The following is an 11,840-nucleotide window of genomic DNA, read 5'->3' on the forward strand; positions in this document are numbered from 1 at the left end:
CATTGCTATTGCAGTTCGGCAGGCGCGGCCTGCCGCACATCGAGCTTGCGCGGGATCAGCTTGAGCGCATAGAAGGCATCGGCAATCTCTTGCTGATGGTCCAGCACCTGGCTTGTCACCGGCGTCACGCCATAAGCCAGCCGCCTGGCCGCCAGCTCTACCACGGGACGTTCCAGCCCCAGCACCGGCTGCAGCAAATCGACCGAAGCCTGCTGGTTGTCGCGGGCCCAGAGATCGCCCTTGTGGATCTCGTCCAGCAAGGTCTTGATGACTTGCGGCTGCCGGTCCAGGTAATCGCGCGAGGCCAGGAAGAACTGGTAGTTGTTGACCACTCCCTTGCCATCGGCCAGTACCCGTGCGCCCAGTTGCTGCTCGGCCGCGGCCTGGAATGGATCCCAGATCACCCACGCATCCACGGAGCCGCGCTCGAAGGCGGCGCGCGCGTCGGCCGGCGTCAGATAGGCGACGTTGACATCGCGATAGGCCACGCCGGCTTTTTCCAGATGCTTGACCAGCAAGTAATGGACATTCGACCCCTTGTTCAAGGCCACCTTCTTGCCTTTCAGGTCGGCCACCGAACGTATGGGCGAGTCCTTGGGCACCAGGATCGCCTCGCTTTCGGGCGCGGGCGGCTCGTTGCCCACGTACACCAGCGGCGCACCGGCCGCTTGCGCGAAGATGGGCGGCGATTCACCCACCGTGCCGAAATCGATCGAGCCCACATTCAGGCCTTCCAGCAACTGCGGGCCGGCGGGAAACTCGATCCACTTGATCGCGACACCCTGCTCGGCCTGCTTCTTGTCGAGCGTGCCCAACGCCTTCAGGATGGTCAGCGTGCCGTATTTCTGGAAACCGATGCGCAAGGTCGCGGCATCTTGCGCCGCCGCCGGCGCGCCGGCCAGCAGCACCAGGCAAAGCGCTAACGCGGAACGCAGGAAACGAACGGATAAAGCGGCCATCGAAGAGGCTCCTTGTCAGATACTGAATCTTGCGTTCACGGCCAGGTAGCCCAGGTCATAGCCTTGCGCCAGCGGCGCGGCTGCCACATGCGTGGCCAGCCGGTCCACCGCCACGTCCAGCCGGAGCCGCACGTCGTCGTCGATGGCCGTCTCGCCGCCACGCACGCTCACCTGGCGATCGGTGGCGTACACACCCGCCAGGATGTACCGCGCGCCCAGTGCGGACAGCACGGGCTTTAGTCCGTATTCCAGTGCCAGCAAATGCGCGGTACTGCCGCCCGTCGCGATGGGCAGCACGATCTTGTCGGCCAGCGCCTTTTCATCGAGCAGGTCGAGCACAGCCTTCAGGCCGCCCGAGAACGAAGCCTTGTAGACCGGCGTGGCGATCAACAAGCCTTGCGCCGCCGCGACACGGCGTCGCAGCTCATCCGCGGCTGGGCCACCATAGTGGCCCTCGATCAAATCCACCGCCGGCAGGTCTCGCAAGCCCAGCTCGCTGCTGGTCAGCCCGCGCGAAGCCAGGCGTTGGCCGGCATAGCGCAACAAGGCCGATGAACGTGAGTGCAGCGCCGGGCTGCCTGCCAACATCAGGATCGTCATGATCGAAAGCGCTGCTCCATCTAGCCAGGAAAGCAACGATTCTGGGCCTGCGCCGGGCGCCTGAAAAATACTTAGTCGATATGACGTTATGCGCGCATCGGCGCCCGGCCCGCCGTGCGCGGCCAGGCGCCAGGAAGCACCAATGAAAAACGCCGGCACGGGCCGCGCGATGCCCGAGGGCATTGCACGGCACCGTGCCGGCGTGCGGCACAGTGGCGCTCAGGCCAGGATCAAGCCTCTTGGCGGCTGACCTCCGGCGCCGCCGTGGCAGCCTTCTTGCGCGCTGCAAACCAGCGGCCCAGGCCCACCACCAGCAGTGCGCCGAGCACTTCGGCAGCGATCTTCGTCATGCCGGATACTTCGCCGAAGCGTTCCACAACGATCACATCGGTAACCAGCATGCCGCCCGCGATCCAGCCCAGCAGCGCCGCACCGAACGTAACCACCATCGGGAAGCGATCGATCAGCTTGAGCACCAGCGTGCTGCCCCAGATGATGATGGGCACGCTGACCACCAGGCCGAAGATCACCAGGCCGATCTGATGCGACGGATCGGCCATTTGCGCGGCACCGGCGATGGCGATGACGTTGTCCAGGCTCATGACGAAGTCGGCCACGATGATGGTCTTGACCGCGGCCCAGATCGACACGCCGCCCTTGATATTGCCGTGCGCGTCCTCTTCGGGGATCAGCAGCTTCACGCCCACCCACAGCAGCAGCAGCGCGCCGACGATCTTCAGGTAGGGAATGGTCAGCAGCGTCAGTGCGAATGCGATCAGCAGCACGCGCAAGCCGATTGCGCCCGCGGTACCCCACAGGATGCCCTGCATGCGCTGCTTGGGCGGCAAGTTGCGGCAGGCCAGCGCAATGACCACAGCGTTGTCGCCGCCCAGCAGGATGTCGATAAGAATGATCTGGAACACGGCGGCCCAGCTAAGGGTCTGCAAAAACTCAAGCATGCAATCTCCGAGTGAAAAGAAGGACGAAGCCCGTGTTTTAGCATTTCTTACAACAAGCTGAATAGTCCTGGTTGCCGGAATGGGGCCGCCAGGCGAGGCCCCTGGCACGAAAACTGCGGATCAAGCGCCCATGGCAAGCGTCGAAAATAAATAAATATTCAATTAAATCAGTTATTTATAAATGAAACCTGAAGCATTCAAGAGATTCGGCCGGATCGCCGCCGCCTGGGTGGGAGCGGCCTTGTTACTGGCCTTGCTGGCCTTGGCGATGCGCTGGCTGAATGGTTGACAGCCCCGGGCACGCCGCATGCGTGGCAGGACAGCCGTTCACTTCGATCAGGCCTGCCCATGCCAACCCTGCCCGCCAGTAATCCCGATTCTCGTCCCGACCTGGTGGTGGCCTACCCTCGCCGCCTGGGCGCCTGCGCACACGACACGGCCAGCCATCGCGCCCTGGCCGCCAGGCTGGCCAGCTTGCTGGGCTGCCCCTGCGATCCCGACTACGATCCCGCGCCCAGGCCTGGCGGCCGGCGCGGCAAGATCTACTACGTCCCGGCCATGACGCTGGGCAGCCCGGCCGCTGCCCGCCTGGATATCCGCACCGAAGCAGACCTGTTCGGCGGCGTGGTGCCCTACGATTTCGTGGCCAGCAAGGCCATTACGCACCCGGTGCCGGACGCCGCGCTGGCGCCGCCACCGGCGGGCTGGTCGGCCCGGTTGGGTTTGCGCCTGCAGGACGCCGTGCTGGCGGGATACACCGTCTTTTCGGCCGAGGACGCCTTGCACGCCGGCACCCTGCTGTTGCGCGACGGTCCGGTCCGTCTCAAGCCAGTGCAGGCCACCGCCGGACGCGGCCAGGTCAAGATGTGCGACCAGGCCGCGCTGCGCGAAGCCGTGCGCGGCCAGGATGTGAACGAGATCGCTCAGTGCGGCCTGGTGCTGGAAGAACACCTGGAGGATGTCGTCACCTACAGCGTCGGCACGGTGCAGCTGCCGGGCATCGAGGCCAGTTATGTCGGCACGCAGCAATTGACCCGCGACAATGACGACAATGCGGTCTACGGTGGGTCGGACATGCTTTTCGTGCGTGGCGGGTTCGATGCCTTGGCCGCGCGCCATTGGCCGGCCGCGCTGCAACAGGCTATTGCCCTGGCGCGGCGCTACGATGCCGCGGTGCAGGAATGCTACCCGGGGTTCTTCGCCTCGCGCCGTAATTATGATGTGGCCGAAGGGCTCGGCCCCGCTGGCGATCGCCGGCGCGGCGTGCTGGAGCAATCATGGCGCGCCGGAGGCGCCAGCATGGCGGAAGCCTGCGCCCTGGAAGCTTTCAGCCGCGACCCCAGCCTGCAGAAAGTGCGGGCGCGTGCCGCCGAAAGATACGGCGACGATGATGCCCGCCCTTCCGAGGCCACCATCGTGTACGACGATGACGATCCGCATGTGGGCCATATCAGCAAATCCGCGGGAGTCGTAAGGCATGGCGACGCATAGCGAACCGGTATCCATCCCGGTACACGGACAGGACTTGTCGGGCACCTTCCTGTCGCCCGAGACCCGGATCCCCGGCGTGCTGTTCATCCACGGCTGGGGCGGCAGCCAGACGTTCGACCTGGTGCGCGCCCGCGATATTGCCGGGCTGGGATGTGTCTGCCTGACCTTCGACCTGCGCGGCCATGCCGCCACCGAGGCGCAGCGCTCGCGCGTATCGCGCAATGACAACCTGCGCGATGCGGTGGCGGCCTACGACCAGTTGCTGCGCCATCCGTCGATCGACAGCAACGCGATCGCGGTGGTGGGAAGCAGCTATGGCGGCTACCTTGCGGCTATCTTGTCGACTTTGCGGCCGGTGAAATGGCTGGCTTTGCACGTGCCGGCCCTGTATCGCGACGAAGAATGGGATCGTCCCAAGGGCTCGCTCAGCCGCGAAAGCCTGGCGGCCTATCGCCTGACGCGCATAGCGCCGGACGAGAATCGGGCGCTGGCAGCCTGCGAAGCTTTTGCAGGAGACGTATTGATCGTGGAATCAGAGCACGACACCTTCATTCCGCATTCCACCATCATGAATTACCGCTCGGCTTTCTTGCGCGCGCATTCGATGACACACCGCATCGTGGATGGCGCCGATCATGGCCTGACAGACAAGGCGGCCCAGCGGGCGTACACCTCGATCCTGCTGAACTGGGCTACCGAAATGATCGTCGGCGCGCGGGTCGGCGGCGAGCCGGTCGAACATTAGCAAGCGTGGGCGCGGGCGGCCGGCCATGTCCGGGCACGCGGCTTGCAGGAAGATCCACTCATTAACGGAGTTCGTTTCATGAACGAAGTCGAACGCGTGGCGCGCTTCATGTCGGAACACTCGTTGGTGCTGGTAACCGCCGAGTCCTGCACGGCAGGCCTGATCGCCGCCACGCTGGCCGACGTGCCTGGCGCGGGCAGCCTGCTGGACTGCGCCTTTGTGACCTATGCGCCCGAATCCAAGACGCGCTGCCTGGGCCTGGACGCGGCCCTGCTGCGGCGCTGCAACCTGACCAGCGAAGCCGTGGCCCGGGCCATGGCGCTGGGTGCCTGCCGCAACAGCCCGGCCTCGGTGGCGATCGCCAATACCGGCATAACCGACGACACAGATGATGGCATCGAACCAGGCACCCAGTGCTATGCCTGGCTGTTCCGGACCGGCGTGGCCGATGCGCGTCCGGTGGTCTATACCGAGACACGGCATTTTACCGGCGCGCGCAATGCCATCCGGCAGGCCAGCGCCCGCTATGCACTCACCCGCCTACCCCACTACCACCAGGCCTGGCAGGCCGGCGAGCCGCCGACCGCCGTGATGCAGGCCAAGGAGCCCGCCATGACCACGAAACAGCAGCAACCTCGCCCCGCCGCTTCCAACGACGATACCTCGCGCGACGCGCAGAAAAGCCATGGAGACACCCAGAACCGCTCGAAAAAAGACGGCCACACGAGCCAGGTCGGCTCGGGCCAGGACCAGCAGAGCCAGCGCAATCGCGGCGCGGGGGCACGCCGCTCGTAGCGCGGCGCACCCTCTTGCCCGCCTATCCGGCGGCTGCCTGGATCACGCGCAGCATCTCGCGATTGAAAGCGGGAATGTCGTCGGGTTTGCGGCTGCTGACCAGCGTGCCGTCGACCACGACCTCTTTATCCACCCACTGCGCTCCGGCATTGCGCAAGTCGTCCTGCAAAGAGGGCCAGCTCGTCAGCGTGCGGCCGCGCAGCAATCCGGCCGATGCCAGCAGCCATGCACCGTGACAGATGACGGCGATGGGCTTGCCCTGCTCATGCATGGCGCGGACGAATTCCTGCGCCTTGGGATGCATACGGATCTCGTCGGCATTGACCACCCCGCCGGGCAGCAGCACGGCAGCGAACTCGGCCGGTTGCGCCTCGGCGAATGTCAGGTCGACATCGAACTTGTCGGCCTTCTGGTCGTGGTTCATACCCTGCACCGGTTCGCGCGCGGCCGACACCAGCACCGTGCGCGCGCCCTGCCTGGCCAGGGCATCGCGCGGGCCGGTCAGCTCGACCTGCTCGAAACCATCCACCACAAGAATGGCTACGTTGACATCTTTCAAGGAGCCTTCCATAAACACCTCCGTTTCCAGCTCACCAAGACAATCTGTGGGGCAGCAACCCGCGTACCCGCCCCTGCGCCAGGCAGGCCTGGTCTACGCGGACGACTGCCGTCCGGGCTATACGCGCCGGCGGACCCGCTCGGGCAAGTTTCGCTACCTGGACACGCGGGGCAAGCCCATCGCCGACACGCAGGTCATCGACCGCATCAACGCGCTGGCGATTCCGCCGGCCTATACCGATGTGTGGATCTGCCCCGCCGAAAACGGCCATCTGCAGGCCACCGGGCGCGATGCGCGCGGCCGCAAGCAGTACCGCTACCACCCGGACTGGACGGCCGTGCGCGATGCAAGCAAGTACGACCAGCTGGTCGACTTCGCAACCCGCCTGCCACGCATACGCCGGCGCATCGCGCGCGATATGCAGCTGCAGGCCTTGTCACAGGACAAGGTACTGGCGGTGCTGGTGCGCCTGCTGGAAATCACCCTGATACGCATCGGCACGCGCGAATATGCCCGCGCCAATAACTCATACGGGCTGACCACGCTGAAACGCCGCCATACGGCCGTGGCGGGTGGCCGGCTGCGGTTGCGCTTCATCGGCAAGAGCGGCGTGGCGCACGATGTCACCGTGAACGACGCGCGCATCGCGCGCACGGTCAAGCGCTGCATGGACTTGCCTGGCCAGCAGCTGTTCCATTACCGCGACGACGCGGGCGACACCCGGCCAGTGGACTCCGACATGGTGAATACGTACCTGAAAACGGCGGGCGGCGGCGGCTTCACGGCCAAGCATTACCGCACCTGGGCCGGTTCGGTCATGGCCTTCGTGCTGCTGCAGGGCCTGCCGGCGGCCGACGAGGCCCAGGCCAGGCGCACGCTGGTGCAGGTGGTCAAGCAAGTGGCGCAGCGGCTGAGCAACACGCCGGCGGTCTGCCGCAATTGCTATATCCACCCCGCTATCCTGGAAGCCTATCTGCGCGGCGCCCTGCCCGCCCGCCAAGCGGTGGCGGCCACGCCGCGCGGCCTGAACGCGGACGAGCGGCGCCTGTGGCAGTTCCTGCGCAGCTACCGACCGACACAGGCATAACGCACTAACGCACTACAGCAAATGCGAGCGCGCATTCTTGGCGTGCGGCCGGGGCTTGGAGCCATCGGTCCAATTGGATTCATCCTGGTTGTCGCGTGCCGGACGGCTGTCCTTGCCGGCCTCGTCCGGCGTGCCGGCCGCAGGCTTGGCCGGCTGGCGGGGTACGTCGACCGTGTCGCGGGGCGGCAGCATCTTGCCGTCCACGGCCGTTTCCGGCCGCACGGCCTTGCGCTGCGCGGCCGAGTTCGCGGCCGACGGCCTGGACGGGCTCTTTTTGGCGGATTTGCGGGGCATGGCCATGACGGCGCTCCTCAGACCTGCGATGCGCCGGCATGGCCGGCGGGAGGTTCCGGCTCACGCTCGGGCGGCGTCAAGGGGTCGAAATCCTGCCATTTGCCGTTTATCCAGCGGCCGTTGGCGCGTTCCACGTCTGTGCCGCCGGCTTCGCGCAACATGGCCACCGCGCGCGCTTCCTGGTCAGGCTGGATATGCAGCGCCAGCAGCACCCCGGCCTGCCGCACTTCCGGGTGGATATCGCGGTCCCAGGTGCCATGACGCAGGCGCCTGCCCTGGCCGGTGACCCACAGGGCACCCGCCAGGGCACCGATATAGGCCCCTACACCGCCGGCAGCGGTCACGGCGATGGCCGACGGATCGATCTGCCAGGCGATCACCGCGCACACCAGGGCAAACAGTATGCCCAGCCCTGCCGCGCCTATGACCGCGCCCATCGAGGCGCCACGCGAATCCGGATCGGCCTTGCGGTCGCCCCCCACTGGATACCGTGCGTGCTCGCCAGCGATATTTACGTAGAAGGTATGCATATCTTCGTCGCGAAAGCCCGCGCCGTAGAGATTCTGCGCGGCGGCTTCGGCCTGGTCGAAAGTCTGGAACCGAGCTGCAACAATCAATGACATCATGGCCTCCTGGAGCGTGGGCTTCCCGTGCAGGCAAGCAATTCCCGTACCTGAGAAGACACCACCCGCCGCCGCGCCAATACGGCCGCCATGCCGCGGCCTATATCGCGCGCCAGGCGCACCCGTTCGCGCGCCGACTCTTGCAAGCGGAACTCGCGAGTCGTGACATCCCAGGCCATACGGGGCGGCAGCCGCATCCAGGCGGTCCAGACCGCGTTGCGCGCCAGCAGGCGCCGCCGCAACGGCGCATCGCGCACCGACGAGGGCCAATGGCGGGTGCACACGGCAGGGGCATACACAATGCGCCACCCGTCATCCAGGACATCCAGCGCCAGCAAGGCCTCTTCGCCGCCGATCAGCAGCGGCGGCCAATAGCCGCCGGCATGCCGGAAGACCTGGGTACGCATGATGCATGCGCCGGCCATGAAACCCAGCAGGCAGGGCCCCACGCCTGGCTGTTCCGGCAAAGGACTCTCCTGCATGGCCGCGCACGCAGGATCCAGGCGGCCTTCGGTGCCGACCAACACCCGGGCGTTCAGCACGCCGATCTCGGGCGCCGCATCCAGGATGCCCACGGCGGTTTCCAGGGCGTCGGGCTCCCAGCATGCATCGTCGTCGCAGAAAGCCACGTACTCGGTGTGTGCCGCGCGCACGCCCAGGTTGCGTCCCGCCGCGCCGACATTGGCCGGGGACCGGACCAGGTCAAGCCCGGGAAACTGGCGGCGCACCACTTCCGCCGAACCGTCGGTACTGCCGTTGTCCACCACAATGATCGGATGACGCCCTGGCAGCCGGGCCAGGCCGCCCAGCGTGCGCATCAGTTCGGCGCAACGATTGTGCGTCAATACCACGACGGAAATGCGGGCTGGCATCGTCAATGCGCGGCTCCTTCGATCTCCAGGCGCCAGTAGCTTTCTGGCGCAGCGTCGTCTCCCTGTCCCGGCGTAAGCTCCAGCGCATCGAGCTGGCTTGCATAGGCGGCCACGGCGCGCCGCTTGCGTTCGCCGTTGTACCTGGGCCCCTGTATCGGCGTTGCCTGGATGCGCTCGGCCTGCAGGGTGGCCAGGCGCTGCTGCACCAAGCCGGGCTTGCGGCGGTACAAGGCCTCTTCGTACGCCAGCCAGGTATTGGCCATGGCGGCGCGAAACAGCCGCCACACGGTCAATGACGCATCGGACACGCGCAGGTGATCGCGATGGAACAGCCCCAGCGGCACCAGCACCACCGCAGGCTGCAAGGTCGTCAGTGCCGTGGCCAGCATGCCCGTGATGCGGCCGGTCTCGGGCACCGGCCCCTCATACTGCTCGTCCAGCAATCCCAGGCCCAGCCCGCGCGCGCCCAAGACCGCCATTGCCGCGCGATTCTCTTCGTGGCGCGCCATGGCTGCCTGGTCGGCCCGCTCGAAACCGCAACGGCGGTCCCAATCAGGCAACGATGCGGTGCTGGGCGGTACACCCGAGTACACGGTCAAGACCGTGCTTCCCGGACATGCGGCCAGCCAGTCGCCGCAACTCAGCACGGCGTCGTCGAAATGCGGGGAAATCACCACCACCTTGCCCGTCAACCCCATCTCAGCCTCTTTCAGTTCGTCGCCAACGCCGCGGCCGGCTGGTCCCCGTAGAAACGGGAAAGTGCGGACGCCGCGCGTCCGCGCTGCCCTGGCTAGAGCCGGACTGCATGCCCTACCAGTACGGAGGCTGGTCGTAGTAGTCGTAGAGTTCCTGGGCCCACTGCTTGTCTCCCATGCTGGGCCAGTGATCCTTGTCGAAGCCTTTGGAGTTCTTCAGCCTATCCTTGCCTACGTCAAGCACGAAGCACTTGCGGTCGGTGTCGAGCACCAGGGCGCCCCAGGGAATGGCATACAGATTGTCGCCCACGCCCAGCAGGCCGCCATGCGACAGCACGGCATAGGCAATGCGGCCGTGGGGCACGTCCAGCATGATGTCCTGGATGGTGCCGAGCTTTTCATGGGCAGGGTTGTAGACGTCGTTGCCGGTCAGGGTGTCGGCCGCCATGACGTTCGGCCCGGGGCCGTCTGCCGTGGCCTTGCCCTTGCCTACGATGCGAGTGTGCTCGTCCGCACGGGACTGGCCGAGGGTATCGTTGCTCATGATGGATCTCCGTTGTGAATCAGGAAAATGCGCCTTCATTCCATCCGGGTCGAGCCGGGATGCGTGTGGCTGGCCACACGGATATGGTTCTGGATATCGCTTACGCCCAGGCAATCGTCGGCGCAATCCTCGATGGCGTGCTTGGTGCCACGATTCGGCACGGTACCTTCCAGCGTGACCGTGCCGTCGCTGACATCGACCGACACGTCGCTGACGTCCAGGCCGCTGCGACTCAGGCGCTCGCAAAGATCTTCGCGCACGCGCTCGTCCGAGCGCACATAGCCCTTCGGCGTAATGCGCTGCGATCTCTGCAATGCGCGGTCTTGCCAGTCGTAGCGCAATGGCCCGGTGCCGCGGGTGCCCGGGTATTGGCCCCCCTGTTCGAACTGGGGACCGTGGTGATTGGGATTGCCGCCACCCACCGACTCGGCGGGCCGGTTCCCGTAGCGCCGCCCATAAGACGGTTCGTCGCCGCCCCACTGGCCGCTCTGCCTGGTATGGTGTTCGCGCCGATAGCGGCTTGCCTCGTCGCGCTCGTCGCCCCGATCGTCCGGCCGTCGATCTGGATCGTCGGCGTGATAACGCTGCGGGGGCCGGTTTGAATATGGCATGGCTCCTCTCCTGCAAAAATCACTGGCAGGCATCGGAAAATCCGGGCCGCCGGTGCCTGGGGCCACGCAATCGGTGTGCCACGGCGCACCGGTCCGCGGCGGGGCGCGCGGAGCTGCACTTTCTTACACCGGTACAGTAAGAAATCGAAGCCGCTACAGGCGGCCTCGACTTGTTCAACACTTCGCCAGGCCGCTAATCGGCTCAGCGACGCCAGTGATCGGACGCCAGGCAGGCTCCAATGGCAATGCCCAGAACGATCGCCAGCCCGGCGGTCTTCCAGGCATGGTCATGCACGTAGCCGTCGGTGGCCGCCGACACATGGCGGTAGCGTCCCACGGCAGAACGCTCCCACGCCGTGGCCTGCTCGCGCGCAGCGTCCAGTTGGCGCTTCAGGCGATCGCGGGTCGACTCGATATCGGCGCCGCTGTACGAGGCAGTGGAACGCAACAGGTCCTCGACCCCGGCGACCAGATCGCGCAGGCCGCCCTTCATGCGATCCTGGGCCTCGCTCGAATCATGGTTACGGTGGGTATGCAGATTCATGAATGACTCCTTTGTAAACTGCCGGCCCGCGCCGGCGCGGATGAACAGTCCCCGACGCAAGTCCTGTGCCACGCCATGCCGTCCGGGCCTGCGCCACCGCTTCGGCGGGCGGTTCGCCAGCGGCGCAAGCGGTCGTGCGCGCCACGGTGCGGCCGCGTATCAGAGTTCCCGGGTGGCACGGCGCCAGGCCGCCTCGAACGCATCGTCCTGCAACCGGTCGATGCCTGGGGTCTGCTGCGGGTCCACCCCAGGCATGGGGTCGGGAATGCTGTCGGGCGGGTAGGGTTTACGGTCAGGATCCGGTGCCTGGCCGGGCTCGTCATCGGGATGACGCGGCGGGTCCTGCACCGGCTCGGGCGGCGGACGAGAATGGCTGTGGCTATCCGCGGCGGGCATGGGGTGCGGGGTGTAGATCATGGCAAGACTCCATCAATCGGCAAAGAACGCAAACAGCGTGGCGTG

Annotated in this window: 16 protein-coding genes; 4 read left to right on the plus strand and 12 right to left on the minus strand. The window is 66.2% G+C overall.

The features are described from left to right. Nucleotides 1–5: 5 nt before the first annotated feature. From KW845_RS24265 to KW845_RS24275, 3 genes are all read right to left on the minus strand, one after another. Nucleotides 6–959, minus strand: coding sequence for a sulfonate ABC transporter substrate-binding protein (locus KW845_RS24265; RefSeq protein WP_218371917.1), 954 nt, complete (start codon nucleotides 957–959; stop codon nucleotides 6–8). Nucleotides 960–974: 15 nt separating this feature from the next. Beyond that, entirely contained in the window at nucleotides 975–1,559 is a 585-nt protein-coding gene (gene ssuE / locus KW845_RS24270) for an NADPH-dependent FMN reductase (RefSeq protein ID WP_218371918.1), read from the minus strand. Between the two features lie 230 nt (nucleotides 1,560–1,789). After that, nucleotides 1,790–2,518: a TerC family protein gene (locus tag KW845_RS24275; RefSeq protein WP_218371919.1), complete on the minus strand. Its 729-nt coding sequence runs from the start codon at nucleotides 2,516–2,518 to the stop codon at nucleotides 1,790–1,792. A gap of 348 nt (nucleotides 2,519–2,866) precedes the next feature. On the opposite strand from KW845_RS24275, the gene KW845_RS24280 reads away from it, so the two are divergent. The 3 genes from KW845_RS24280 to KW845_RS29755 all read left to right on the plus strand — a co-directional run bounded on the left by KW845_RS24280 (nucleotide 2,867) and on the right by KW845_RS29755 (nucleotide 5,549). Further along, nucleotides 2,867–4,009: a DUF3182 family protein gene (locus KW845_RS24280; RefSeq protein ID WP_218371920.1), complete on the plus strand. Its 1,143-nt coding sequence runs from the start codon at nucleotides 2,867–2,869 to the stop codon at nucleotides 4,007–4,009. Continuing rightward, a complete protein-coding gene (locus KW845_RS24285; protein ID WP_218371921.1) occupies nucleotides 3,996–4,754 on the plus strand; it encodes a S9 family peptidase in 759 nt (252 codons plus the stop codon). The genes KW845_RS24280 and KW845_RS24285 overlap by 14 nt, the downstream gene beginning before the upstream one ends. Before the next feature lie 78 nt (nucleotides 4,755–4,832). Continuing rightward, nucleotides 4,833–5,549 carry a nicotinamide-nucleotide amidohydrolase family protein gene (locus tag KW845_RS29755; protein ID WP_218371922.1) on the plus strand — a complete coding sequence of 239 codons (717 nt, stop codon included), beginning with the start codon at nucleotides 4,833–4,835 and terminating at the stop codon, nucleotides 5,547–5,549. 22 nt (nucleotides 5,550–5,571) lie between these two features. On the opposite strand, the gene KW845_RS24295 is transcribed toward KW845_RS29755, so the two are convergent. Next, on the minus strand, nucleotides 5,572–6,120 hold the full coding sequence (locus tag KW845_RS24295; protein ID WP_218371923.1) for a type 1 glutamine amidotransferase domain-containing protein: 549 nt from the start codon (nucleotides 6,118–6,120) through the stop codon (nucleotides 5,572–5,574). A 34-nt stretch (nucleotides 6,121–6,154) separates the two neighbouring features. Between KW845_RS24295 and KW845_RS24300 the strand changes: the two genes are divergently transcribed. Beyond that, entirely contained in the window at nucleotides 6,155–7,195 is a 1,041-nt protein-coding gene (locus tag KW845_RS24300; RefSeq protein ID WP_370628284.1) for a DNA topoisomerase IB, read from the plus strand. Between the two features lie 12 nt (nucleotides 7,196–7,207). On the opposite strand, the gene KW845_RS24305 is transcribed toward KW845_RS24300, so the two are convergent. The 8 genes from KW845_RS24305 to KW845_RS24340 form a co-directional block, all read right to left on the minus strand. Continuing rightward, nucleotides 7,208–7,495 carry a hypothetical protein gene (locus KW845_RS24305; RefSeq protein WP_255592902.1) on the minus strand — a complete coding sequence of 96 codons (288 nt, stop codon included), beginning with the start codon at nucleotides 7,493–7,495 and terminating at the stop codon, nucleotides 7,208–7,210. Nucleotides 7,496–7,506: 11 nt separating this feature from the next. Continuing rightward, the gene (locus tag KW845_RS24310; protein ID WP_218371925.1) at nucleotides 7,507–8,112 is read right to left on the minus strand and encodes a hypothetical protein; all 606 of its coding nucleotides are present in this window, start codon (nucleotides 8,110–8,112) and stop codon (nucleotides 7,507–7,509) included. Continuing rightward, entirely contained in the window at nucleotides 8,112–8,984 is an 873-nt protein-coding gene (locus tag KW845_RS24315) for a glycosyltransferase family 2 protein (protein WP_218372168.1), read from the minus strand. The genes KW845_RS24310 and KW845_RS24315 overlap by 1 nt, the downstream gene beginning before the upstream one ends. A 2-nt stretch (nucleotides 8,985–8,986) precedes the next feature. Next, a complete protein-coding gene (locus KW845_RS24320; RefSeq protein ID WP_218371926.1) occupies nucleotides 8,987–9,682 on the minus strand; it encodes a PIG-L deacetylase family protein in 696 nt (231 codons plus the stop codon). A gap of 112 nt (nucleotides 9,683–9,794) precedes the next feature. Beyond that, nucleotides 9,795–10,223 carry a PRC-barrel domain-containing protein gene (locus tag KW845_RS24325; protein WP_218371927.1) on the minus strand — a complete coding sequence of 143 codons (429 nt, stop codon included), beginning with the start codon at nucleotides 10,221–10,223 and terminating at the stop codon, nucleotides 9,795–9,797. A gap of 35 nt (nucleotides 10,224–10,258) precedes the next feature. After that, nucleotides 10,259–10,834, minus strand: a complete 576-nt coding sequence (locus KW845_RS24330) for a BON domain-containing protein (protein WP_255592903.1) — start codon at nucleotides 10,832–10,834, stop codon at nucleotides 10,259–10,261. Nucleotides 10,835–11,036: 202 nt separating this feature from the next. Beyond that, a complete protein-coding gene (locus KW845_RS24335) occupies nucleotides 11,037–11,378 on the minus strand; it encodes a YqjD family protein (RefSeq protein WP_218371929.1) in 342 nt (113 codons plus the stop codon). A 159-nt stretch (nucleotides 11,379–11,537) separates the two neighbouring features. Then, a complete protein-coding gene (locus KW845_RS24340; protein ID WP_255592904.1) occupies nucleotides 11,538–11,795 on the minus strand; it encodes a hypothetical protein in 258 nt (85 codons plus the stop codon). Between the last annotated feature and the right edge of the window lie 45 nt (nucleotides 11,796–11,840).

It is taken from the genome of Bordetella sp. BOR01 (genome assembly GCF_019218885.1).
Lineage (GTDB): Bacteria > Pseudomonadota > Gammaproteobacteria > Burkholderiales > Burkholderiaceae_B > Bordetella_A.

Coding starts and splice junctions, on each gene's coding strand:
- KW845_RS29755 (WP_218371922.1), top strand. CDS start 4,833: ATGAACGAAGTCGAACGCGTGGCGCGCTTCATGTCGGAACACTCGTTG.
- KW845_RS24330 (WP_255592903.1), bottom strand. CDS start 10,834: ATGCCATATTCAAACCGGCCCCCGCAGCGTTATCACGCCGACGATCCA.
- KW845_RS24315 (WP_218372168.1), bottom strand. CDS start 8,984: ATGCCAGCCCGCATTTCCGTCGTGGTATTGACGCACAATCGTTGCGCC.
- KW845_RS24295 (WP_218371923.1), bottom strand. CDS start 6,120: ATGGAAGGCTCCTTGAAAGATGTCAACGTAGCCATTCTTGTGGTGGAT.
- KW845_RS24325 (WP_218371927.1), bottom strand. CDS start 10,223: ATGAGCAACGATACCCTCGGCCAGTCCCGTGCGGACGAGCACACTCGC.
- ssuE (WP_218371918.1), bottom strand. CDS start 1,559: ATGACGATCCTGATGTTGGCAGGCAGCCCGGCGCTGCACTCACGTTCA.
- KW845_RS24275 (WP_218371919.1), bottom strand. CDS start 2,518: ATGCTTGAGTTTTTGCAGACCCTTAGCTGGGCCGCCGTGTTCCAGATC.
- KW845_RS24320 (WP_218371926.1), bottom strand. CDS start 9,682: ATGGGGTTGACGGGCAAGGTGGTGGTGATTTCCCCGCATTTCGACGAC.
- KW845_RS24310 (WP_218371925.1), bottom strand. CDS start 8,112: ATGTCATTGATTGTTGCAGCTCGGTTCCAGACTTTCGACCAGGCCGAA.
- KW845_RS24305 (WP_255592902.1), bottom strand. CDS start 7,495: ATGGCCATGCCCCGCAAATCCGCCAAAAAGAGCCCGTCCAGGCCGTCG.
- KW845_RS24280 (WP_218371920.1), top strand. CDS start 2,867: ATGCCAACCCTGCCCGCCAGTAATCCCGATTCTCGTCCCGACCTGGTG.
- KW845_RS24285 (WP_218371921.1), top strand. CDS start 3,996: ATGGCGACGCATAGCGAACCGGTATCCATCCCGGTACACGGACAGGAC.
- KW845_RS24340 (WP_255592904.1), bottom strand. CDS start 11,795: ATGATCTACACCCCGCACCCCATGCCCGCCGCGGATAGCCACAGCCAT.
- KW845_RS24335 (WP_218371929.1), bottom strand. CDS start 11,378: ATGAATCTGCATACCCACCGTAACCATGATTCGAGCGAGGCCCAGGAT.
- KW845_RS24265 (WP_218371917.1), bottom strand. CDS start 959: ATGGCCGCTTTATCCGTTCGTTTCCTGCGTTCCGCGTTAGCGCTTTGC.